General features: G+C 71.4%; 19 protein-coding genes and 1 tRNA gene. 12 read left to right on the top strand and 8 right to left on the bottom strand.

Annotated elements, in window-relative coordinates; all coding sequences use genetic code 11:
• Positions 1-11: 11 nt before the first annotated feature.
• The 3 genes from G448_RS0107660 to trpB form a co-directional block, all read right to left on the bottom strand.
• The gene (locus G448_RS0107660) at positions 12-665 is read right to left on the bottom strand and encodes an anthranilate synthase component II (protein ID WP_026407510.1); all 654 of its coding nucleotides are present in this window, start codon (positions 663-665) and stop codon (positions 12-14) included.
• Position 666: 1 nt separating this feature from the next.
• Entirely contained in the window at positions 667-2,418 is a 1,752-nt protein-coding gene (locus tag G448_RS15665) for an anthranilate synthase component 1 (RefSeq protein ID WP_034494733.1), read from the bottom strand.
• Positions 2,419-2,679: 261 nt separating this feature from the next.
• A complete protein-coding gene (gene trpB / locus G448_RS0107650; protein WP_026407509.1) occupies positions 2,680-3,990 on the bottom strand; it encodes a tryptophan synthase subunit beta in 1,311 nt (436 codons plus the stop codon).
• A 150-nt stretch (positions 3,991-4,140) separates the two neighbouring features.
• On the opposite strand from trpB, the gene lepA reads away from it, so the two are divergent.
• From lepA to G448_RS0107615, 7 genes are all read left to right on the top strand, one after another.
• Entirely contained in the window at positions 4,141-6,024 is a 1,884-nt protein-coding gene (lepA, locus tag G448_RS0107645) for a translation elongation factor 4 (RefSeq protein WP_026407508.1), read from the top strand.
• 77 nt (positions 6,025-6,101) lie between these two features.
• Positions 6,102-6,926, top strand: a complete 825-nt coding sequence (locus G448_RS0107640) for an MOSC domain-containing protein (RefSeq protein WP_026407507.1) — start codon at positions 6,102-6,104, stop codon at positions 6,924-6,926.
• An 18-nt stretch (positions 6,927-6,944) separates the two neighbouring features.
• The gene (gene trmB, locus G448_RS0107635) at positions 6,945-7,919 is read left to right on the top strand and encodes a tRNA (guanosine(46)-N7)-methyltransferase TrmB (RefSeq protein WP_026407506.1); all 975 of its coding nucleotides are present in this window, start codon (positions 6,945-6,947) and stop codon (positions 7,917-7,919) included.
• A gap of 60 nt (positions 7,920-7,979) precedes the next feature.
• Positions 7,980-9,035: an AAA family ATPase gene (locus tag G448_RS0107630; RefSeq protein ID WP_026407505.1), complete on the top strand. Its 1,056-nt coding sequence runs from the start codon at positions 7,980-7,982 to the stop codon at positions 9,033-9,035.
• Between the two features lie 79 nt (positions 9,036-9,114).
• Positions 9,115-10,422: a radical SAM family heme chaperone HemW gene (gene hemW, locus G448_RS0107625; protein ID WP_026407504.1), complete on the top strand. Its 1,308-nt coding sequence runs from the start codon at positions 9,115-9,117 to the stop codon at positions 10,420-10,422.
• Between the two features lie 220 nt (positions 10,423-10,642).
• On the top strand, positions 10,643-12,169 hold the full coding sequence (locus G448_RS17040; RefSeq protein WP_051268734.1) for a serine/threonine-protein kinase: 1,527 nt from the start codon (positions 10,643-10,645) through the stop codon (positions 12,167-12,169).
• A 166-nt stretch (positions 12,170-12,335) separates the two neighbouring features.
• On the top strand, positions 12,336-12,713 hold the full coding sequence (locus tag G448_RS0107615; protein ID WP_026407503.1) for a PH domain-containing protein: 378 nt from the start codon (positions 12,336-12,338) through the stop codon (positions 12,711-12,713).
• Between the two features lie 121 nt (positions 12,714-12,834).
• On the opposite strand, the gene G448_RS15655 is transcribed toward G448_RS0107615, so the two are convergent.
• Both G448_RS15655 and G448_RS0107605 read right to left on the bottom strand, forming a co-directional pair.
• Positions 12,835-13,611 (bottom strand): YwaF family protein, encoded by a 777-nt coding sequence (locus G448_RS15655; protein WP_084436488.1) that lies wholly within the window; start codon positions 13,609-13,611, stop codon positions 12,835-12,837.
• Between the two features lie 64 nt (positions 13,612-13,675).
• A complete protein-coding gene (locus tag G448_RS0107605; protein WP_026407502.1) occupies positions 13,676-14,167 on the bottom strand; it encodes a peptide deformylase in 492 nt (163 codons plus the stop codon).
• A gap of 79 nt (positions 14,168-14,246) precedes the next feature.
• Here G448_RS0107605 and G448_RS0107600 point away from each other — a divergent pair, with 79 nt between their 5' ends.
• The 4 genes from G448_RS0107600 to G448_RS0107585 all read left to right on the top strand — a co-directional run bounded on the left by G448_RS0107600 (position 14,247) and on the right by G448_RS0107585 (position 17,832).
• Positions 14,247-14,813, top strand: coding sequence for a hypothetical protein (locus tag G448_RS0107600; RefSeq protein WP_026407501.1), 567 nt, complete (start codon positions 14,247-14,249; stop codon positions 14,811-14,813).
• Between the two features lie 91 nt (positions 14,814-14,904).
• Positions 14,905-14,976: transfer RNA gene (locus G448_RS0107595), tRNA-Asn, on the top strand.
• A 224-nt stretch (positions 14,977-15,200) separates the two neighbouring features.
• Positions 15,201-17,129, top strand: coding sequence for a hypothetical protein (locus G448_RS17540; protein ID WP_084436486.1), 1,929 nt, complete (start codon positions 15,201-15,203; stop codon positions 17,127-17,129).
• 202 nt (positions 17,130-17,331) lie between these two features.
• Positions 17,332-17,832, top strand: coding sequence for a DUF3145 domain-containing protein (locus G448_RS0107585; RefSeq protein WP_026407500.1), 501 nt, complete (start codon positions 17,332-17,334; stop codon positions 17,830-17,832).
• A gap of 82 nt (positions 17,833-17,914) precedes the next feature.
• On the opposite strand, the gene G448_RS0107580 is transcribed toward G448_RS0107585, so the two are convergent.
• The 3 genes from G448_RS0107580 to G448_RS0107570 form a co-directional block, all read right to left on the bottom strand.
• Entirely contained in the window at positions 17,915-19,222 is a 1,308-nt protein-coding gene (locus tag G448_RS0107580) for a beta-ketoacyl-[acyl-carrier-protein] synthase family protein (RefSeq protein ID WP_034494730.1), read from the bottom strand.
• Between the two features lies 1 nt (position 19,223).
• Positions 19,224-19,472 carry an acyl carrier protein gene (locus G448_RS0107575; protein WP_026407498.1) on the bottom strand — a complete coding sequence of 83 codons (249 nt, stop codon included), beginning with the start codon at positions 19,470-19,472 and terminating at the stop codon, positions 19,224-19,226.
• A gap of 151 nt (positions 19,473-19,623) precedes the next feature.
• The gene (locus G448_RS0107570) at positions 19,624-20,820 is read right to left on the bottom strand and encodes a PucR family transcriptional regulator (protein ID WP_026407497.1); all 1,197 of its coding nucleotides are present in this window, start codon (positions 20,818-20,820) and stop codon (positions 19,624-19,626) included.
• Between the two features lie 307 nt (positions 20,821-21,127).
• On the opposite strand from G448_RS0107570, the gene aspA reads away from it, so the two are divergent.
• Positions 21,128-22,612 carry an aspartate ammonia-lyase gene (aspA, locus tag G448_RS15645; RefSeq protein WP_051268732.1) on the top strand — a complete coding sequence of 495 codons (1,485 nt, stop codon included), beginning with the start codon at positions 21,128-21,130 and terminating at the stop codon, positions 22,610-22,612.
• The last annotated feature ends 32 nt before the right edge of the window (positions 22,613-22,644 follow it).

Below are 22,644 nucleotides of genomic sequence, written 5' to 3'. Positions count from 1 at the left end.
GGGGGCACGGGTCAGGTGACCGCCGCAGCGGCCAGGCCCGCCGTGAGCGCGTGCAGGATGCCGGGCCCCTGCGGGGTCAGGACCGACTCGGGGTGGAACTGGAGGCCGACAACGGGCCGGGTGCGGTGGCGGGCCGCCATGACGATCCCGGGCCCGGCGGGGTCGGCGGCGGCGGTCACCGCCAGCGGCACGAGCGCCTCGGGCAGCTCGCGGGTGCCCAGCGAGTGGTAGCGGGCGACATCCAGGGGGCCGTCGGCGAGAGCCTCGAAGGCGGCATCGGCCCTCCCGGCCCCGGTCGGCTCCACGCGCACGCTCCGGCCGTGCACGGGCCCCACCCTCCCGATGGCGCCGCCGCAGCCCTCGACGATCGCCTGGAAGCCCAGGCAGATGCCGAGCGTGGGGACGCCCCGGGTCACAGCGGCGTCGATCAGCTCCATCAGGCAGCCGGAGGCGCGGGGATGGCCGGGGCCGGGGGACAGGCACAGCACCGGGCGCTCACCGCGCCTCGCGCGCGCGTGGTCGTCCCCGCCCGACTCGAGGGCGCGCAGCACCGTGGTGACGGGAGCGCTGTTGCGGTAGACCTCGACGTTCGCTCCCAGGGCGGCGAACTGATCGACGAGGTTGTAGACGAAGGAGTCGCGGTTGTCGAGCAGGACGACGCGCATCTCAGGCCCCCTCACTGGTCCGGGAACTGCTCCGGGGAGCGGGCGAGCCCTTGACGGCCCCGGTGCCGGCGGGCTCGGGGCCCGCTCCGGAGTCGATGACGAGCTCCGCCCCCTGGGCGGCGGCGACGGCGGCCAGCACCGCGCTGGCCTTGTGCACGGTCTCGGCGGCCTCGGCGGCGGGGACGGAGTCGGCGACCACGCCCGCCCCGGCCTGCACGAGGGCCCGACCGCCTCTCACGAAGGCGGAGCGGATGACGATGCAGGTGTCCAGCTCGCCGTCGCCCCTGACGTAGCCGACCGAGCCGCCGTAGGAGCCGCGGCGCACCCCCTCCGCGGCGCGGATCAGCTCGGCCGCGCGCAGCTTCGGAGCGCCGGTGAGCGTGCCCATGGTCATGGAGGCGCGGAAGGCGTCCAGGGCGTCCAACTCCGGAGCCAGCCGCCCGGAGACCTCGGAGACCAGGTGCATGACGCGGCTGTAGCGGTCCACGCGCATCAGGTCCTCGACCCGGCGGGTGCCGGGGACCGACACCCGGGCGACGTCGTTGCGGGCCAGGTCCACGAGCATGACATGCTCGGCGACCTCCTTGGCGTCCGTTCGCAGCTCCAGCTCCAGACGGATATCCCGCTCATGGTCGATGCCGCCGTCGGGCCTCAGCCCCCGCGGGCGGGTGCCGGCGATGGGGCGGATGGCGACGTGGCCGGTGCGCGCCGAGTGCAGCAGGGCCGATTCGGGGGAGGCTCCCAGCAGCTCGAAGTCCGGGGCGCCGATGTAGAACATGTAGGGGCTGGGGTTGGTCTCGCGCAGCCGGTGGTAGGCGGCCAGGGCGTCGGGGCAGGGCAGGGTGAAGCCGCGGGAGGGCACCACCTGGTAGACCTCTCCGGCGGAGATCGACTCCTTCATGGACTCCACGACGGCGGCGTACTCGGCGTCGGACCGGGTGGGTATCGCGTGGACCTCCGGGCGGGAGGCGCTTGCGATCGAGTCCGGCGGCGCGGTGGTCGCCCCGTCCGGCGTCCGGGCCTCGCTCACGGCGCTCGGCCCTGCGCCCGCGGTCTCGATGGCCTCGATTCGCTCGGCCAGCTCCTCGATCCGCTCGGCCAGCCCGGCGGCGTCCACGCTGGCCCCCACGAGGACGGCCTCCCGCGTGGGGTGGTCGATGACGAGGATGATGCGGGCGTCGTAGAAGAGGTAGTCGGGGCAGGTGTTGGCCCCCATCGCCACCTCCGGCAGGGTCTCGAAGGTCGCCAGGTAGTCGAAGGCGACGACGCCCGCCACCAGCGGCAGATGCGCGTGGTCCACCTGGTTCGACGCCAGGACGCGCAGGGGCTCGAGGGTGGAGGGAGCGGTCAGACGCTCGCGCTCCTCCAGGGAGCCGTCGTCGGGGGCGGGGGCGATGGCGAGCTCGAGGCGTCCCGGTGCGTCGAGCGTGACGTGCGCCCCCAGGGCGTCTCGCAGGCGGGCCAGCGCGGCCTCGCCGTCGGCGGCCGCCCTGGGGAGCGATTCGACCACGACGGCCTCCCCCGTGCAGGTCAGTCGGACGGAGGCCTGAAGAACCGCGATCGTGGTGCGGGAGGTCTTGGTGGCGATATCAGCGCTTTCCAGCAGCACGACGTCCAACGGGCGCGGGCCTCCGGCGGCGTCGTCGGTGGTCGTGGTGATGAGGCCGGTGCGGGCGAGGCGCTCGAGCAGCAGCCCGGTGTCGCTGCGGTAGCGCACCGGGCGCGTCAGCACAGTGGGTGGAGGGGGCGTCACGGAGTGCCTTCCTGTCGGTGCCACCAGAACCGCCTCCGAACACGCGAAGAGCCCGCCTGATGGCGAGCTCTGGGATTCGTGTTCCGCTCACGCGGCGCGGGTGGCTCGCCCATCGGGGAGCCACCACCACTGGCGGGTGCAGAACGCTGTCATGGCTCTGAGGGTAGAACGCCATGACGAAGCGACCAAATCGGCGGTGAGGGCCGAGACGGCGCGTCGGCATCAGGGACGTCGGCCCCTCGCCCCAGGAGGGCTCGGGAGTCAGCCCAGGAGACCGCGCACCTCGTCCATGTCCTTGTCCCCCCGGCCCGAGAGGTTGACCAGGAGCAGGGGCTCCTCGTCGCCGCCGGCTCCCCCCTCGCGGTGCTCGCGCGCCATCTTCAGGGCCTGGGCGACGGCGTGGGAGGACTCCATGGCCGGGATGATGCCCTCGTAACGGCTGAGCAGGCCGAAGGCCTCGATCGCCTCATCGTCCGTGATGCCCACGTAGGTCGCCCGGCCGGTGTCCGCCAGGTGGGCGTGCTCGGGACCCACCGAGGGGTAGTCCAGGCCGGCCGAGACCGAGTGCGAGGGCAGGACCTCGCCGGAGTCGGAGAGCATGACGTAGGAGCGGGTGCCGTGCAGGATGCCGGTGCGCCCAGCGCAGATCGGGGCGCCGTGGAAGGGCGTGTCCAGGCCCTTCCCGGCCGGCTCGACGCCCACCAGCGCCACCGCGGCGTCGTCGATGTAGGAGGCGAAGGCGCCGATGGCGTTGGAGCCCCCGCCCACGCAGGCGATGACGGCGTCGGGCAGCCGGGAGAAGCGCTCGACGACCTGCCTGCGGGACTCCGCGGAGATGACGGTCTGGAAGTGGCGCACGATCGTGGGGAAGGGGTGGGGGCCGGTCGCCGAGCCCAGGATGTAGGAGGTGTCGTCCAACCGGGTGCACCACTGCGACAGGGCCACGTCCACGGCGTCCTTGAGGCCGGCGTCGCCCTGGGTCACGGGCACGACGCTCGCGCCCATGAGCTCCATGCGCTCGACGTTGGGGCGCTGGCGATCGACGTCATGGGCGCCCATGTAGATGGTGCAGTCCAGGCCCATGAGCGCGGCCACCATGGCGGTGGCGGTGCCGTGCTGGCCCGCCCCGGTCTCGGCGATGAGCCGCTTCTTGCCCATGCGCTTGGCCAGCAGGGCCTGCCCCAGGGCGTTGTTGCCCTTGTGGGCGCCGCCGTGGACGAGGTCCTCGCGCTTGAGGACGATGCGCGCTCCGCCGTCCGACGGCAGGTTGCGGCACTCGTAGATGGGGGTGGGACGGCCCAGGTAGGTGGCCCGCAGCTCCTCGAGCTCCGCCAGGAAGGCGGGGTCGGCGACGGCCCGGGTGAAGGCCTCCTCGAGCTCGTCGAGGGCCGGCAGGAGGAACTCGGGGACCTCCTGGCCGCCGAAGCGCCCGAAGAACGCCGGCAGGATCGTCTCGCGGGGCGTCTCGTCGCCGGAGGCCGGCACGGCGCCGCCGGGGGCGTCGGGCCCGAGCGGGCCGCTGGGGACGCGGTTGGCGGTGGGGGCGGAGCCGGGAGGAGTGCTGGTCGTCACCGTGTGGACGTTAGGGAAGTGCGGCGCGGAGCGCAAATGCGCGTCCTCGAGCGGCGCGGTGGCGCACGTCGTCGTCGGGCCCTCGCCACTCGTGGGACACTGGCCCAGGACTCAGACCAGACCCACGCACCGGAAGGGGCAGAGACGTACGTGTCACCGATCCCCACGCCCGAGCAGGCGGCCGCCGTCGCACCCGCCTCGACGCCGTCGGCCCAGCTGCGCAACTTCTGCATCATCGCGCACATCGACCACGGCAAGTCCACCCTGGCCGATCGCATGCTCCAGGCCACCGGCGTCGTCCAGCCCCGCGACATGCGCGCCCAGTACCTGGACCGCATGGACATCGAGCGCGAGCGCGGCATCACCATCAAGTCCCAGGCCGTGCGCATGCCCTGGGCCCTGGAGGGCGACGACGGCGTCACGCGCGCCTACGCCCTCAACATGATCGACACCCCCGGGCACGTCGACTTCTCCTACGAGGTCAACCGCTCCTTGGCCGCCTGCGAGGGCGCGGTCCTCCTGGTCGACGCCGCCCAGGGCATCCAGGCCCAGACCCTGGCCAACCTCTACATGGCCATCGAGGGGGACCTGACCATAATCCCGGTCCTCAACAAGATCGACCTGCCCGCCGCCGAGCCGGAGAGGCACGCCGAGGAGATCGCCTCCCTCATCGGTTGCGACGTCGACGACGTCCTCAGGGTCTCCGGCAAGACCGGCCAGGGCGTGCCCGAGCTGCTCGACCGGATCGTCGAGGCCGTCCCGACCCCGCACGGCGACCCCGACGCCCCGGCCCGCGCCATGATCTTCGACTCGGTCTACGACACCTATCGCGGCGTGGTCACCTACGTGCGCGTCGTCGACGGCGCCCTCAGGCCCCGCGAGCGCATCGAGATGCTGTCGACCGGGGCCGTCCACGACCTGCTGGAGATCGGCGTCATCAGCCCCGAGCCCACGCCGTCGGCTGGTCTGGGAGCCGGCGAGGTCGGCTACCTCATCACCGGGGTCAAGGACGTGCGCCAGTCCAAGGTCGGCGACACGGTCACCTCCGCGGCGGCCCCGGCCGCCGAGCCGCTGTCCGGCTACCAGGACCCCAAGCCCATGGTCTTCTCCGGTCTGTTCCCGGTGGACGGCTCGGACTTCCCGGCCCTGCGCGACGCCCTGGACAAGCTCAAGCTCAACGACGCCGCCCTGACATACGAGCCGGAGACCTCGGTGGCCCTGGGCTTCGGCTTCCGCTGCGGCTACCTGGGCCTGCTGCACCTGGAGATCATCCGCGAGCGCCTGGAGCGCGAGTTCAACCTGGGCATCATCTCCACGGCGCCGTCGGTGGTCTACGAGGTGACCATGGAGGACCGCACCACGCACACGGTCACCAACCCCAGCGAGTTCCCCGAGGGCAAGGTCTCCTCCGTCTCGGAGCCGGTCGTGCGGGCCACGATCCTGACCCCCAGCGAGTTCGTGGGCACGGTCATGGAGCTGTGCCAGTCGCGCCGCGGCACCATGCAGGGCATGGACTACCTCTCCGAGACGCGTGTGGAGATGCGCTACGTGCTTCCGCTGGCGGAGATCGTCTTCGACTTCTTCGACGCCCTGAAGTCGCGCACCCGCGGCTACGCCTCCCTGGACTACGAGATGGACGGCGAGCAGAGCGCGGATCTGGTCAAGGTCGACATCCTCCTCAACGGGGACAAGGTCGATGCCTTCAGCGCCATCGTTCACAAGGACGCCGCCTACTCCTACGGCGTCATGATGACCAAGCGCCTGAAGGAGCTCATCCCGCGTCAGCAGTTCGAGGTGCCTGTTCAGGCGGCCGTCGGCACACGTATCATCGCCCGCGAGACGATTCGTGCTCTGCGCAAGGACATGCTCGCCAAGTGCTACGGCGGGGACATCTCCCGCAAGCGCAAGTTGCTGGAGAAGCAGAAGGAGGGCAAGAAGCGCATGAAGGCCATCGGTCGCGTGGACGTGCCCCAGGAGGCCTTCGTCGCGGCGCTCGGCGCCGACCAGCGCACCGGCGCCAAGCCGGGCAAGTAGCGGCACGTAGCGGACGGGTACGAGCACAGGACGCATCAGGACGAGGACGCGCGGATCACGAAGGGACGGGCGTGGACATGACGGAGACAACGGGGCGGAACCAGGTGAGCGCGCTCGAAGCGGCCATGATCGACGACGGCTCCGGCCTGGTGCTCACCCGTGAGCTGGCCCGGGTCCTGGGCGAGCCGCACGCCGGCGCCGACGGCCGCCACGACGACGAACCCTCCCCGTTCCACGACGGGGACCCGGTGGGAGCCGTCAGCGCCGTGTGCACCGTCCGGCGGATCCGGCCCGACGCCGGCCCGGCGGGATTCTCGGCGATCCACAAGGGCGCCGTCGACGGCCCAGTCGAGGTCGGTCGCACCGGGATCGTCACCGACGAGCACGGGGACGGCACCCACCACGGCGGGACCGACAAGGCCCTCTACGCCATGAGCGCCGCCGAGCAGCGCCACTGGTCGGAGGAGCTCGGTGGCGTCGAGCCGGGCCGGCTGGGGGAGAACCTCCTCATCGAGGGCGATATCGACGACGTCGAGATCGGCGCGATCCTGTCCATCGGCGACCCGGCCGCCGGAGGCCTGCGGGTGCGGGTGACCGGCGTGCGCAACCCGTGCGCCACCTTCGCCCGCGGCGTGGGTCGGGCGGACTGGGTGGAGGTCTTCTCCGCGCGCAACCGGGTGGGCGTCTACCTCGCGGTACTCGATGAAGGCGCGGTGCAGGCCGGTGACGAGGTGCGCGTGATCTCCTCCCCGGGCCACCGGGTCACCTGCCGGCGGTGGTTCGCCCACCACGACCCGCGCGACGCCCAGGCGCTGCTCAACTCCGAGATCTTCGGAAACTGCGTCATCGCCGCCTACACCAAGAAGTACGTTCGGGCCGCGGCCCACGAGAAGATCGGCTGAGGCCCGACGAGACATCCCATGCCCCAGAAGCATCCCACCCGATCCCATGCCATCCACTCTCGCGTGCGCTCCTTCTCCCGGGCCGGCGGGCGCCTGACCGATGGGCAGGCGCGCGCCTTGGCGGAGTACGGCGCCCGCTACATCATCGACGTCCCGCGTGCCGACGCCATCCGTACCGTCGCCCGATCCTTCCGCCTGGATCCGGAGACGGCCTTCGCTCACCCGGGGCAGCCGCGCCCGCTCATCGTCGAGGTCGGCTCCGGCAGCGGGGAGGCGATCCTCGCGCACGCCGCCGCGAACCCGGGCGTCGACCACCTGGCCGTCGAGGTGTGGCAGACCGCGATCGCCAAGATCGTGCGTCAGGCGGCCGAGCGGGGGCTGCGCAATCTGCGGGTCGTGCCGGCCGATGCCTCGCAGCTGCTCGCCACCGCTCTGCCGGTGGCGTCGGTGAGCGAGGTGTGGGTCTTCTTCCCGGACCCGTGGCGCAAGCCCCGCCACCGCAAGCGGCGTCTGATCAGCGCGGCGTTCGCGGACTCCGTCGCCCGGGTGCTGCGTCCCGGCGGCGTGTGGAGGCTCGCCACCGACTGGGCGGATTACGCCTGGCAGATGCGTGATGTCCTCGAGGCCGTCTCCGCTCTGCCCGCGGGCATCGGGCCGGACATGACCGAACCGTACTTCCGGTACGAGGCCGCCGGGGCCCGCCCCGAGCTGGGAGCCGAGACCGCCGAGGAGGGGAGCCTGGGCAATGGACCGGATCCGGGCTCGCCGGCGGGCGTGCGCGGCGGGTGGTCGGAGCGGTTCATCGGACGGGTCATGACGCGCTTCGAGGACAGGGGCGTCCGGGCGGGGCGCACTATTCGGGATCTGAGCGCCGTGCGCACCACCATGCCGTGGCGCCCGGAGCTGCGCGAACCGCTGCTCCGGATTCTTCAGCGCGAGGGCGCCGCGCAGGACGCGCGCGACGGAGTCGAGGAGAGGGTCTTCCTACGATGATGAGTGCCACCACCGGGCGCCCCGCCGGGCGAACCTCCCGGGCTGTCGAGGAGGCGGCTCGTGCCTAGTAGCACCGGTATCCTCGTGGACAGGTTCTCGCCGCTGCACTGCGGCCATATCGCGGCCATCGTGCGCGCATCGACGATGGTCGACGCACTGCACGTGGTCGTGGCCACCGACGATGCCTGGGAGTGGGAGCACCTCTACCGCCACGCGCGTCTGCGCTTCTTCCCCTCCCGGTATCGGGAGCGCTGGCTGCGCACCATTTTCCGGGACCATCCGCATGTGCGGGTCCATGCCGTGCACTGCCCCCGGACCGGGGACGAGGGGGCCGACCGGGCCGTCGGCGCACGTGCGATCATGCAGGGCGTCGGCACTTCGATCACGCATGTGTTCTTCTCCGGGACGGACGACGACGTCGCGTACGAGGGGCTCTACCCCGACGCCGAGCGCGTGCTGATCCAGCCGGATCGTCGGCTCCATCCGGCCTCCTCGGCTCAGATCCGCGCCGAGGGCGCTCTGCGCCACTGGGAGATGATGCCCGTGGTGGTGCGCGCCTTCATGGTCAAGAAGGTCGTGCTGGTCGGTCCGGAGTCCACCGGGAAGACGGTGCTGGCCCGCAATCTGGCCATGTACTACAACACCGAGTACGTCAGCGAGTGCAAACGTGCCCTGCTGGATGAGGTCGGGGACAACGACACCCTTCTCGAGGACTACCCGCGCATCGCCATGGCCCAGTACCTCGCGGTCCATGAGGCGCGGTCGCGCGCTCGCAAGGTGCTGTTCGTGGATACCGAGGCCCTGGTCGCCCAGAACTACTCCGGGCTCTACGAGGGCTTCCATCAGCGCATCATCGACGAGATCGCCCGCCTGCAGGACTACGACCTGGTCCTCTACCTGAGTCCGGACGTGCCGTGGGTCGATGACGGCACCCGGGTCTTCGGCGAGGAGCGGGAGGAGGCCGATGAGGGGCTGCGCGCCCTGCTGGCCGAGCACGGCGTCGAGGTGGTCGAGGTCCGCGGCGACTTCGCGCGGCGCCTGGACATAGCCGTGACGGCGGTCGACAGGCTTCTCGATGCGGAGTCCGCCGGGTCCTCCGGGACCGCCGCCCGGTGAGCGCGATGGCGCCCGCCGGCGCGGCGATCGGATGGACGACTGATCGAACGCGGCCCGGGGATGTCCGGGATGAGACGTCATGAGCCCTGCTCGGCCCGATGGGGCGCCTCTGCCGGGCTCGGGGGAGCTGCCCGGCCAGGTGCGGGCGGCACCGCGGGGCGCGGCCGGCGGAGCGGCCCCCCGACCGTTCTCCGTGTATCTGCACGTGCCGTACTGCCGGGTGCGATGCGGCTACTGCGACTTCAACACCTACACGAATCTCTCCATGGGCCGGGGGGCGTCCGCGTCGGACTACACGAGCGCACTGGCCGGCGAGCTGCGTCTGGCGCGCGCCGCCATGGATCGCTCGGGGCTGCCCGACCGCGCGGCGCGGACCGTGTTCCTGGGCGGCGGTACGCCGACCATGCTGCCGGCGGGCGATCTGGCGAGGATGGTGGCCCTGGTGCGGGAGACGTGGGGCCTGGCCGCCGGTGCGGAGGTGACGACCGAGGCGAATCCGGAGTCCGTGGACGAGCGCTATCTGGCGACGCTGGCGGAGGCCGGCTTCACGCGGGTGTCCTTCGGCATGCAGTCGGCGGTGCCGCGCGTGCTGCGCGTGCTGGATCGCGCTCACCGGCCGGAGCGGGTGCCGTTGGTGGTTCGCTGGGCTCGTCGGACGGGGCTCGCGACCTCTGTGGACCTCATCTACGGGGCGCCGGGGGAGTCGATGGACGACTGGCGGCGGAGCCTCGACGCGGCGGTGGACATCGGTCCGGATCACCTGAGCGCGTACGCGCTGGTGATCGAGGAGGGAACGAGGATGTGGGCGCGGGTGCGCCGCGGCGAGCTGCCCGAGCCCGAGGACGACGACGAGGCCGCGAAGTACGAGATGGCCGATGCCGTGCTGGCCGGGGCGGGGTACCGGTGGTACGAGATCTCCAACTGGGCCAGGCCCGGTTTCGAGTGCAGGCACAATGAGGCGTACTGGCGCGACTGGGACTGGTGGGGCGCCGGCCCGGGGGCGCACTCCCACCTGGGCGACGTGCGCATGTGGAACGCCAGGCATCCGGTGGCGTGGGCCGGGCAGGTGCTCGGCGGGCGACTGCCGGTGTCCGGGCACGAGGTCATCGACGCCGAGGCGCGCGAGCTGGAGCGGGTCATGCTCGGAATCCGGTTGCGCGAGGGGCTGGAGCACGCCTCCTTCTCCCGGGCGGGGGCCGACGACGGCGCGCACCGATCCGGGGCGCGCGCGACGGCGGGCGCATCGGGACGCCCGGCACCCGTGGTGGCGGGACTCGTCGCCGACGGTCTCCTGGACGCCGAAGCGGCCCTGTCCGGTCGCGCGGTGCTCACCCTGCGCGGCCGCCTCATGGCCGACGCCGTCACCCGGGCTCTTGCGGGGATGTGATGGCACCGGCATTCCCGCTCGTCCTACAATGTCATGCGACGGAGGGGGCTCTCTGGTCCCCGGCTCCTCCGTCGACTACGAGTGCATGGCGGTGCCCGTCCCGGGAGGTGGTACCTGAGGCGCGCGCATCACGAGCGTGTCACAATCGCAGGGAGATCAGGCGCCGACGTCGGTCCACCCCACCCCGAATCCAGCGAAAGACCGAGGTTGGAATCCAACGATGAGAACCGGGACGACGATCTGCGGACGCTACCGTCTCGAGCACAGACTGGGCTCCGGCGGCCAGGCGTCCGTCTGGCGCTGCCGTGACCTCGTCACGGGGCGTGATGTCGCGGTCAAGGTGGTGGACTTCGAGGAGGATCCTCGGAAGGCCCGCCGGGCGACGCGCGAGATTCAGACTCTCCAGAGGCTCACCGACCCCCACACCGTTCGCATCCTCGACACCGGCAGGGACGACGACGACCACTACGTCTACATTGTGATGCCCATCATCACAGGTGAGTCGCTGAGCGATCGGCTGCTGCGGGGGCACATGGACGTTCCCGATGTCGTATCGATCATTCAGGGCGTCAGCAGCTCCCTGAGCGAGGCCCATTCCCTGGGCGTCTGCCACCGGGACGTCAAGCCCAGCAATATCATGATCCACGCCTCCGGGGCGGCGGTCCTGCTGGACTTCGGAATCGCCTCCTCCCTGGACCAGTCATCCTCCCTCACCGCGACCGGGACCGTGATCGGCACACTGCCCTACATGGCGCCGGAGGTCGTGCGCGGGCAGAAGGCCTCGCCGGCCTCCGACATCTACGCCCTGGGGGCGGTGATGTACGAGTGCATCTCCGGACGTCCGCCATTCGTCGCGGACACGGCGGCAGCGCTGCTGCTGGAGATCACCCGCGGCGACTACCTGCCGCTGGCCGGCACGGGGGAGCTCGGAGAGCTCATCACGCAGATGCTGGACTCCGATCCGTATCAGCGCCCCACCGCGGAGGACCTGCTGACGAGCCTGGCGGCGATTCACGCGAGCATCACGCGTCAAACGTCCGAGCACGCCAGGATCGAGGCGGCCATCGCCGTCGACGGCATCGCCCTGGGGGCCGTTGCCGGGCGCGCCGAGGACGGAGTCGTTGTCGAGCCCGAGCCCGGGGTCGGGCTCGCCGAGGACAGTGCCGGGGCCGTCGCCGAGCGCGCCGAGAACGGGGACGGAGCGAGCGGGCGCCTGCCGGAGAGGAGGCGAAGGTCGAGGAGGGCACGAAGAGGATCGCGGAAGGACGGCCTTATGGCCGTTCTTGCTGGTTATTCTTTCATTACGTGCCTCCTGCTCCCGCTGGCCCTGGTCATTCCTCTCATCATCGGGCGGATCGACAAATCGATCGCTGTGGTCCTCCTCTATGTATGGTACTCGTCGGGGCTTCTCGCATTTTTCGCCCAGGCCCCTTTGTTCAGCTATCTGGATAGGATCGGGAAACGCCATCCGCTCCGCAGCTCGATCGGCGTGGCGATGAACTGGTTCGCGTGCAACATGCTGTCCTACTTCGCTTCCAGTCGTCTGCTGCTGTTCGCCTCCAGGCGCTTCGACCTGCCGCGCTCCCTCCACAGGGGTCTCGGCCTCCCCGACTCCTTCCACGACATTCTCGAGATTAATATCGGTTCCTCGGGCATCCTGTGGTCGGCCGCATCGGTCATCGCCCTGATCGTCTTCCTGGTGATCATCGCCGTCACGTGGGTGAGGCGTCGAGATCGTGCTCGTTGATCGCGAGCGCGGTCCTGGTTGATGGGCAACGCTCCACTGCACCCTCCGCCCGGGCTCGACGGCGGCCTCGTGCCCGTCCGTGTCCTGCGCCGGGGTAGTATCGGCTCCTCGGCCCCGCATCCTCGCGCCGGCTCCGACCCGACCCTCCCCGCCCCCAGGAGAACCCGTGCCCGCAGCACTCGATGACATCACCGTCTGGACATTCGTCGCAGAGTGTCCCATCCCGAACGATCTCGGTCCCATTCTCGTCCCGGGCGAGCGTCCCTATATCGCCTACAAGACCTTCCGCGACTCCGCCATCTTCACCGACCGGCGCCTTATCGTCAGGGACTCTCAGGGGATTACCGGGAAGAAGGTGGAGCTGTACTCCCTGCCGTACTCCCGGATCGACATGTGGTCCTCGGAGAACGCCGGTCATCTCGACCTCAATGCTGAGATGGAGCTGTGGACCCGCGCCGGTCATGTCAAGATCAAGCTCGGTCGCGGAGTGGATATCCGTCGTCTCGACAACCTCATCTCTCAGATGGTCCTCGGCGTCGGGTGAGCGACCGGAGGGGACGCCGGTGACCGTCCGGGCCGGGAATATACTCAGAGCCGCGTTATATTCGTGTTCGTCCTCCACCGCGAGTACTCGGACCGTCCGCCGATGCCCGTCGGTCGGCCTTTCAGTCGGCCTTCGTCGCGGCACCTGTCCGGGGAGCCGAGTCTCCGGTCGTGCGGGCCCCGCGCTCGTCGGCGGCGGGAGGCCCGGGGGCGCTCGCGCCGCCGACGGGCACCAGCCGGGAGACGCCGTACCCGATCCAGAACAGGACGAGCCCGACCAGGAGCGTCCCCAGGTAGTACGCGGGCTGACCCAGTGACGCGAGCACCGGCATGCTCCGCTGGAAGAAGTAGTCGCCGCCCGTGATCGCGTTGGCCGCCAGCGCCACGAGGGAGTAGGCGACCATCCACGCGAAGGCGCGCCCCAGCGCGCTCCTGCTCGGCCGCCAGTCGCTGGTCACCCACGCGAGGACCGGCATGAGCAGGGTGATGACATGGTTGATGAGGAAGCTCCAGCCGAACAGGTTGGTGATCGGCGAGATGCTCTGCGGGTAGGAGAAGCTGAACCACGCCCACAGGCTGAAGTAGAACAGCACATCCATGAGGCGCTTGGACCCGGTCACCAGGTAGACCACGCACAGCAGCGCCGAGACCCGGGAGATGTGCAGGGGCAGGACCTCGGCCCAGCCCCACCCCGTCGCCACGTACACGCCGTACATCAGCGTCTGCTGCACGACCGAGGTGATGAGCACCCCGATGCGCACCTGCCGGGCGTGGTCGCGCACCCACCGACGGCGGCCGATGAGGAGGGCTGCGGTGAGCACGAGCAGCGCGATGTACATGAGGTGGTCCGGGCCGCCGATGGGGATCGGCTCCGAGGTCAGGGAGAAGAAGCGCTTCACGTCGTCATGCTAGTGAGCACCGGGAGGGCGCCGGAAGAGCGCGTCGTCCAGTCCCCGAGCCGCCTCAGAGCCCCTGGGCGCGCAGCTCCTTCATCGCCTCGGCCCGATTCCTGCGGTCGAGGCGGTCCAGGTACAGGTGGCCCTCGAGGTGGTCGCACTCGTGCTGGATACAACGGCCCATGAGCTCCTCGCCCTCCACGACCACCTCCTTGCCGCTCAGGTCGATGCCCACGGCCCGGGCGTACCACGCCCGTCTGGTCGGATACCACAGGCCCGGCACCGACAGGCAGCCCTCGTCCCCGTCCTGGTACTCGTCGAAGTTCAGCTCGTCGATCCTCGGATTGAGGATGTAGCCGATCCGACCGTCGATGTTCCAGGAGAAGGCTCGCATCCCCACGCCGATCTGGTTGGCCGCCAGCCCCGCGCGACCGTCCTCGTCGACCGTCTCGAGCAGATCGTCGACCAGTGATTTCACGGAGTCGTCGATGCTGGTGATCCACTCGCACTGCGTGCGCAGGATCGGGTCGCCGATGATGCGGATGTCGCGGTATGCCATGGGCTCATCCTCGCACGAGGACCCGTCCGGCACCGCTGCGCGCGTCCGTGCGATGCGACCGGGCCGGTAGTCTGCCGCCATGCGCCTGCTTCGCCGCCGTTCCGCCAGCGCCGTCCCGCCGGCGCGTCTCATCGCGCTGGTCCCCGGTTCCGAGCCGGTGCTGGGCGCCGTCCCCCTCGATCGGGCCGGGCGCCGCTGGGCGGTGGCCACCGCCCAGCGCCTCCTGGTCCTCGACGAGGACGGCATTGATGCGGGTCACGACTGGGACGGCGTGAATCGCGGGGCCTGGGACGCCGAGGCGCGCACCTTCACCCTCGAGCTGCTCGGCGGGACCGAGCCGCTGATGCTGACCGTGCCCGACCGGATCCGGGGCGCGGGACGGGACGGCGAGCTGGCGGTCGAGGAGAGGCCCTTCGCCGTCGCCCTGCGGCAGCGGATCACCGCGGCGATCATCCACCAGGCCGGCTGCGCGCTGCCGAGCGGTCGGCGCGCCACGGCCAGCGTGCGCCGCCGCGCCGACGGGTCCCTCTACTCGGTCACAGACCCCCCGCTGGGCGAGGACGGGGCGCTGGACGCCGACGACGTCGACGCTCTTCTCGCCCTGGAGCGCCGCGTTCGCGACGGTGTGGGTCTGACCACATCGTGATCCACGTGCGTGATCGCGCTGAATAGGGTCGGGGCGCCGATTCGACGTCGGTAGCGGTGATTGCTAGAGTTCACCTCGCGTCGCACGCCATTCCCGCGTAGCTCAATGGCAGAGCATCCGACTGTTAATCGGACGGTTATTGGTTCGAGTCCAATCGCGGGAGCGGTCGGAAGCCCGACCCATGGGTCGGGCTTCTCTCGTTCTCGCCGCCGGTGGCGGGCGATCACCGTGTCGATCGGACCGCCGCCCCGGTCGATCCGGCGGCATGGGGCCGCATGACCCGGCAGGTCCGGCCGGCCCGGCGCGGGCGCCGCGTGACGCCACGCGCATGTCGGGAGATCGGCATGTTCCCGCCATCGGCGTGTTCCAACCGTTACGATCGGGGTGATGACCGCTACGCCAACACCCGAAGCCGCCGCCGCTCCGACTACTGAGAACTCGGCCCAGGCGGGTCCCGACCGCTCCGCAGCGAACGGTCCCGACCGCTCCGACGAGGGCCGCAGACTCGTCATCGCCTCCGCTCACGGGACGCGGGGCGCAGGCGAGTGGGTCGCCGACGCCCAGAGCGCGGGCGCGACCGTCATGCGTCTGACCGACATCGTCGAGACCGGTCTCGCGGACTGCTTGAACGATCCCGAGGCCAGGTACGAGGAGATGGACTCCAGGGCGCGGGCCGCGGTGGACGCGGGCATGGGCGTCGTCCTGGACCTGTCCTTCATCAGGGACGCCGCGATCCGGGACGGCCTCAACCCCTACAGGGCCGACTTCGACTGGGAGCCCTACATCACGTCGCTGCTCACACGCCCGTTCCCCGCGGGCAGCGCCTACGGCACCAGCGAGCACGTCGTCTACATCTCCCTGCCCGGTGAGCCCCGCGTGGACTGGGGCGACGACCCCAACCAGAGGGCCGAGACGGCCGAGGACCTCATCGCCTTCTACCAGCGCCTGGCCCGGGCGGTGCGGCGCGTCGGCGTGGATCGTCCCCTGGCGGCCGCGGGCTTCATCCACCACACCGCGGACGGCAACGGCACCGATGCCGGTCTGGACATCACGGCTGTGTACAGCCTCGTCGAGATCGACGTGTGCACGACCCACGCCTATGACCAGGAGTCCCTCGACGCCCTGCCGATGCTGACTCGCTACGCTCACGCGCTCGGCAAGCCGTTCATCCTGGAGGAGACGGGGCGCGGCGCCGACGAGCGCTCCGACGACGAGCACGCCGATTGGCTCGCCCGCGTCCGGGGAGCCTGTGCGGCGGCCGGCGTTGACGGCGTTGGCGTATGGGATGCCGATCAGAGCCGCGGGTTCGACGTCCAGCCGCCGCAGTACCCCCTGACCGCCGCGGCTGTGCGCCGCATGGTCGACGCCGTGATTCCCGAGGGCATCGCCGTCCAGAAGGACCCGGTGACGCACGGGGAGCACGCGGCCACGCCCGACGAGGCCGCCGAGGAGGCCGGGCCCGGTGAGGCCGCGCCGGGAGACGCGCTCACCGCGGGCGCGGAAGGCGGGGACGGGGCCGACGGCACCCATGGCGATGACGGGCCCGACGGCGCGGGGGTCTCCGGGATCGTTCCGGGGACGGGCACCGGCGAGCCGTCCGACGCCCTCGACGCGCCGGCCCCCGGCGAGGGGGTCGGGAGGGACGGCGGGGCCGCCTGGAGCGCGGGAGCGGCCGGGCTCGCGGTTGCCGGGAGCGGGAGCGCCGGTAGTGACCCGGTCGGCGGCGATGCCGTCGTCGCGGGCGCCGATGACGCCGGCGTCGTGCGGCCGGCCGCTGTCGATGAGCCCGACGACGCCGAGGCCGCCGTCCCGGATACCGGATTCGAGCCCGACGGTCGTATCGGAGGCTCTGCCCCCGTCGTCCACGATGAGGCGGCGGTCGCTCGGGAGCCCGGTGCTCCTCGCACCGATCCCGTGATCGATGTCGAGCCCGTGCCCGCGCCCGACGCGGCCGTCGGCGGGGACGTCCGCAGCGAGGAGGAGGCGGCCATCTGGCGGAGCACCATGCGGACGCCGGGCGCGACGACCGACTCCGGTGGAGCGGGGAGGCACGCACGCGCCGATGAGGACGACGCCGTCAGTGGCTCGATGCCCACGGAGGCGGCCGCCGGGAGAACCGCGGAGGCGGCCACGGGGACAGGGGCCGCGGCGCACGTGGGCGCGGGTGCGGAGGCGGTGCGCGACGAGGTGGGCGGGAACGCGCCGTCCCGCACCCCCACGAGTGCCGACGACGAGCCCGACGGCGGGGATGATGAGGATGCCGCCGCGGTCGAGGCCCCGCGACGTGACTGGAGCGATCTTCCTCCGCTGAGCTGAGAGCCCTCCGCCGGGCGGGGCCGCGGGCGGAGGGGGTGCGGCGCGTGGCGCTCACGACACTCGGGTTACGCGCGTCTCCTGGACCCCGCTGCCGTCCTCTGGCAAAATAACCGCGCACGCCGCGTGCGTCACGTTGAGCGTCCGGTGCGTATCGAGACCGTTGGGGAAGGCGAATCTCGAAACGACCAGGAGGCGATCCATCGTGAACGGTGCTTACACCCGCGGTGTACTATTCGTGCACTCCGCGCCCCGCGCGCTGTGCCCGCACATCGAGTGGGCGGCTGCCGAGGTCCTCGGCGCCCGTGTCCACCTCGACTGGACTGAGCAGGCCGCTGCTCCGGGGATGATGCGCGCCGAGACGAGCTGGGTCGGCCAGATCGGCACCGGCGCGCGGTTGACGAGCGCCCTTCGAGGCTGGGCGAACCTGCGCTACGAGGTCACTGAGGAGGCCTCGCCGGGCAATGACGGCGGTCGCTGGTCCCACACCCCCGACCTCGGGATCTTCCATGCGCAGACCGATGTGCACGGCAACGTCGTCGTGCCCGAGGATCGCATTCGCGCCGCCCTCCTCCACGCCGACGAGCCCGCCGTCATGCGCCGCCAGCTCGACCTGGCGCTGGGGCAGGCCTGGGACGACGAGCTCGAGCCGTTCCGCTACGCCGGCGCCGGCGCACCGGTCCGCTGGCTTCACCGGGTGGGCTGAGCGCGCCGCGGCTCGATGGTCCCCGCTTGATTCGACGGCTCGACTCGACGGCCTCGCCCCCGGGGGCGACGCCCGCGTCGGATCACCGGGCGAAGACGAGGGCGACGTCGTGGCCGCCGAAGCCGAAGGACGTGCTCACCGCCGTGTCGAGGCCGGGGGCCTGACGTCCCTGAGGCCCCACGATGTCCAGGCCGAGCGCCTCGATGGCGGGGTCGATGCCTCCTGGCTGGAGCGTGGGAGGCATCCACCCCTCGCGCAGGGCCATCACCGTCAGGACCGCCTCCAGGGCCCCGGACCCCCCGAGGAGGTGGGCGGTGGCCGACTTGGTGGCCGAGACCGGCGCACCGGGAAGCAGGCGGGCCAGGACCTCGGCCTCGACCCGGTCTCCGACGGGCGTGGACGTCGCGTGCGCATTGACGTGCCCGATCTTGTCCGGACCGATGCCCGCCCGCTCCAGAGCCAGCCGCAGCGCCCTCTCCTGCTGAGCGCCGCCGGGGTCGGGCCGGGCGGTGTCGAAGGCGTCCGCCGTGACCGCGGAGCCGGACAGGACGGCGAGGATCCGGGCTCCCCTCGCCGCCGCATGCGTCACCGATTCGAGGACGAGCGCGCCGGCGCCCTCGCCGAGCACGAATCCATCGCGGTCCGCGGCGAAGGGGCGCGAGGCCGCCGTGGGCTCGTCATTGCGCGTCGATAGGGCCCGCATGGCCGCGAATGCCGCCATCGTCATGGGGTGCAGCGCCGCGTCGGTCCCGCCGGCCACGACCACGTCGGCGCGTCCCAGGGCGATGAGATCCGCCCCGTGGGCGATGGCCTCCGCCCCGGAGGCGCAGGCCGCCACCGGTGAGTGGACGCCGGCACGGGCTCCGAGCTCGATGCCGATGCTCGCGGCGGGCGCGTTGGGCATGAGGGCGGGGACCGCGGTGGGCGCGACCCGGCGCGGGCCGTGCTCCCGCAAGGCGTCCCAGGCGCTCATGACGGACAGGACCGGCCCCATCCCGGGGGAGACCGATACGGCCAGCCGGTCGCCGTCGACCTCGGGGGCGCCGGCCTGGGCCCACGCCTCGCGCGCCGCCAGCAGGGCGCACTGGCTGGCGCGGTCCAGGCGGCGACACTCCTTGGGGGACAGGCGCTGCGCGGGGTCGACGGCGAGCGGCGCCGCGATCGTGACGGGCAGCTCCAGACCCTGCAGCCAGGAGACGTCGAGACCGCGCACCGCGCATCGCGACTCGTGCAGCGCCGCCCATGTGGAGGCGACGTCACCGCCCAGGGGATTGATGGTGCCCAGTCCCGTGACCACGGCCATGCGCGGGTCGAGCTCATCGCCCCCCTCGGGGGAGACGGAGAGGAACTCCCGGGCCAGGGATGCGGAGATCGCCGCCGACAGACCCATCTCAGACCTTCTGCTCGATCACGAGATCGACCAGTGCGCCCACCGTCGTCAGGGTGGGGATCGTGGAGTCGTCCAGGACCACGCCGAAGCGCTCCTCGACCTGGGTCGCGATCGTGAGCAGACCCAGGGAGTCGATGTCGAGGTCGTCCGCGAATCGTGACTCGCGGCTGACCGCGGAGGCCTCGACGCCCGCCTCCTCGGCGGTGATCGCGGCGATGACGGCGAGAGTATCGGTGCTCTCCTCAGCCATGAGGATCTCCTTCGGGTCGGGTTCGACGGCGTCTCGCCGCCTGACTGGACTCATTGTCACCCGCCGGCGCGCGTCCCAGCGAGTCGCCGCCCTCGACCGCCGGCGACTCGGCGCCCGGGGTCGCGCCCGGCGCCGTCACCACCGGCGGGCTCTACTCCTCGGTCTCGCAGGACAATCGGCCCACGATGACGGCCATATGGAGCATAAGGCCGTCGCGAGGATCGGTGGCGTCCCAACCCACCTGCTCGGTGACGCGGCCCAGGCGATATCGGACCGTGTTGGCGTGCACGAACAGGGCGCGGGCCGTCGCCTCCAGGCTCCCGCCCAGCGCCAGATAGGTGGCCACCGTCTCCTCGAAGGGCGATCCCATGGCGTGCAGGGGACGGCCCACCAGGGCGGTGATCTGCTCGGCGGCCAGATCGTCGCCGGCGAGGAGCCGCTCCGGCAGCAGGTCGTCGGCGTGGACCGGGTTGGGGGCCTCGGCCCAGCCGGGCAGGGCGCGCAGCCCCGCGAGTGCGGAGCGCAGGGAGCGCCCGGCCTGGGCGATGCCCGCCACGACGGGGCCGACGACGGCGGCGCCGTCGAGCTCGCCCGCGACCTCGAGCGCCGCCTTGTCGATGGCCCGCTCGGGGTCCGGGGCCTTGTCCTTCACGGCGCGCGCGGCCGGTACCGCGGAGGGCCCGCCCAGGATCACGATGACGGAGTCGCCCCGCACCGAGACCAGGCTGTCACTGGTGATCTGACGGCAGGTGTGCCGCAGGCGCGAGCCGGCCATGGCGTCCAGACTCGTGCGGGCGGCGATCGCCACCACGGGCCCGGTGCCGCGCCAGCCCGCGGTACCGGCCCGACTGGCGGCGTCGGCGGGGGAGTCGTGGAGCATGGCGTCGACCGCCACGGACTCCAGACGCGCGTCCCAGGCTCCGCGAGCCTCGGCGGCGCGCGCGTAGACCTCGGCCGCGGCGAAGCCGACGTCGCGGCCGAAGGTGAGCACCAGGATGCGCACGGTGTTGTGGTCCTCGGGAGGGACCACCTGGGGGGCCTCATCGACGACGACGTCCAGGACCGTGCGCACCAGGGCCAGGGTCTGCTCCAGCGTGATGGTGCCGGTCAGGGCGGCGGGCGCCACGTTGAAGATCCGCGACGGCGTGGTGGCCGTGCTCGGCGTCTCGACGGAGTCCACGAACATGGTCACGCCCAGGCGCGCGACGGACTCGATCTGACGCCGGGGCGCCTCGGGCAGCGTGCGGTACCACGGGTGCGCGGCGCTGATGCGGTCGAGCGAGTGCTCGATGATCGTGTTCTGCGCCCGTCTCAGGGAAGCCACCGCAGGAGTGCTGAGCTCGTCCATACTGCGGATGGTACCGAGAGGCCTCCCGAGGTTTCCCGACGGGCGGGTCCGGGCCCGAGCGGACCCGGGACCGGAGGCCGTCCCCGGGGACGGTGCCGCCGGGTGCGGCGGAGCGGATCGCCGGCCGTCCGATGGCGGCGATGGTCGGGAACGGCGACGGACGGCGCCGATATCCCGTCGGTCGGGCCTCCGGCGAGTAGTGTTGGGCGCGGTACGAGCGGGCGGTGGTTCTGCCGCCGAGCACGGACGATCCGGTAGCGATGACCCAGTCGAGATGGACGGCGGACTTGCCGAGGCAGGAGCGATGATGACACCAGCCACCCGTACCGAGGAGGATCTTCTCGGAGCGCGCCAGGTTCCTCTGGAGGCCTACTGGGGCGTTCACACGCTGAGGGCCCTTGAGAACTACCGTCTGTCGGGAGTGGCCGTCGGCGATGAGCCGACATTCGTGCGCGGCATGGTCCAGGTCAAGAAGGCCTCCGCCCTGGCCAACCGCGAGCTGGGCACCCTCACCCCGGAGGTGGCCGACGCGATCGTGTGGGCGTGCGACCAGATCCTGGAGGGCGGACGCTGCCTCGACCAGTTCCCCATCGACGTCTTCCAGGGCGGCGCGGGGACGAGCCTCAACATGAACACCAACGAGGTGGTCGCCAATCTCGCGCTGGAGCACCTGGGCTACGCCAAGGGGCGCTACGACATCGTCCACCCCAACGATCATGTCAACAAGTCCCAATCGACCAATGACGCCTATCCCACGGGCTTCCGCCTGGGCCTGCACGCGGCGGTGCAGGGCCTGGAGGCCGAGCTGTGCGAGCTCATCGACGCCTTCCTGGGCAAGTCCCGCCAGTTCGCCGACGTGCTCAAGATGGGGCGCACCCAGTTGCAGGACGCCGTGCCCATGAGCCTGGGGCAGGAGTTCCAGGCCTTCGCCGTGCTCCTGGACGAGGAGGTCGAGCGCCTCATTCACAATTCGGACCTGCTTCTGGAGGTGAACCTCGGCGCCACCGCCATCGGCACCGGTCTCAATACACCCCCCGGGTACCAGGAGGCGGTGGTGCGGCACCTGCGCGAGATCACCGACCTGGACGTCAAGGGGGCCTCGAACCTGCTCGAGGCCACGAGCGACACCGGCGCCTACGTCTCCATGCACGCGGCGATCAAGCGACTGGCGGTCAAGCTCTCCAAGATCTGCAACGACCTGCGGCTGCTGGCATCCGGACCGCGCGCGGGCCTGGGGGAGATCCGTCTGCCGGAGCGAGCGGCGGGCTCATCGATCATGCCCGCCAAGGTCAACCCCGTGATCCCCGAAGTCGTCAACCAGGTGTGCTTCAAGGTCATCGGCAACGACGTGGCGCTGACCTTCGCGGCGGAGGCCGGCCAGCTCCAGCTCAATGTCATGGAGCCGGTCATCGGGCAGACGGCCTTCGAGTCGATCGGGCTCCTGCGCAACGCCATGAGAACCCTGCGCGAGCTGTGCGTCATCGGCATCGAGGCCAATGAGGAGGTCTGCCGCAACAACGTGCTGGGCTCGATCGGCATCGTCACCTACCTCAACGAGGTCATCGGTCATCACAACGGCGACCTGGTGGGACGCGAGTGCGCCCGCTCCGGCCGTCGTGTGCGCGAGGTCGTCCTGGAGATGGGGCTGCTGGACGAGGACGTCCTCGACGAGCTGCTCAGCGTGGAGAACCTGCTGCGGCCCCGCTACCGGGACACGAGTCAGTACTCGGGGGCCGATCCGTCGATGCCGGCGGGCACGGAGACCGCGGGCGCGCAGGATCCGGCATCCTGACGCCGGTCTTCCGACGGCGGGGCGCCCCGGCC

It is taken from the genome of Actinomyces gerencseriae DSM 6844 (genome assembly GCF_000429265.1).
Classification (GTDB): domain Bacteria; phylum Actinomycetota; class Actinomycetes; order Actinomycetales; family Actinomycetaceae; genus Actinomyces; species Actinomyces gerencseriae.
Note: the sequence above shows the minus strand (reverse complement) of the source record. Positions and strands in the feature narration are given on the sequence as shown.

What these genes read in the sequence shown, in the direction of transcription:
- hemW (WP_026407504.1), top strand. Translation starts at nt 9,115, where the DNA reads ATGAGCCCTGCTCGGCCCGATGGGGCGCCTCTGCCGGGCTCGGGGGAG.
- G448_RS0107570 (WP_026407497.1), bottom strand. Translation starts at nt 20,820, where the DNA reads ATGGACGAGCTCAGCACTCCTGCGGTGGCTTCCCTGAGACGGGCGCAG.
- G448_RS0107660 (WP_026407510.1), bottom strand. Translation starts at nt 665, where the DNA reads ATGCGCGTCGTCCTGCTCGACAACCGCGACTCCTTCGTCTACAACCTC.
- G448_RS0107600 (WP_026407501.1), top strand. Translation starts at nt 14,247, where the DNA reads ATGCGCCTGCTTCGCCGCCGTTCCGCCAGCGCCGTCCCGCCGGCGCGT.
- aspA (WP_051268732.1), top strand. Translation starts at nt 21,128, where the DNA reads ATGACACCAGCCACCCGTACCGAGGAGGATCTTCTCGGAGCGCGCCAG.
- G448_RS0107580 (WP_034494730.1), bottom strand. Translation starts at nt 19,222, where the DNA reads ATGGGTCTGTCGGCGGCGATCTCCGCATCCCTGGCCCGGGAGTTCCTC.
- trmB (WP_026407506.1), top strand. Translation starts at nt 6,945, where the DNA reads ATGCCCCAGAAGCATCCCACCCGATCCCATGCCATCCACTCTCGCGTG.
- G448_RS17040 (WP_051268734.1), top strand. Translation starts at nt 10,643, where the DNA reads ATGAGAACCGGGACGACGATCTGCGGACGCTACCGTCTCGAGCACAGA.
- G448_RS17540 (WP_084436486.1), top strand. Translation starts at nt 15,201, where the DNA reads ATGACCGCTACGCCAACACCCGAAGCCGCCGCCGCTCCGACTACTGAG.
- G448_RS0107605 (WP_026407502.1), bottom strand. Translation starts at nt 14,167, where the DNA reads ATGGCATACCGCGACATCCGCATCATCGGCGACCCGATCCTGCGCACG.
- G448_RS0107640 (WP_026407507.1), top strand. Translation starts at nt 6,102, where the DNA reads ATGACGGAGACAACGGGGCGGAACCAGGTGAGCGCGCTCGAAGCGGCC.
- G448_RS0107575 (WP_026407498.1), bottom strand. Translation starts at nt 19,472, where the DNA reads ATGGCTGAGGAGAGCACCGATACTCTCGCCGTCATCGCCGCGATCACC.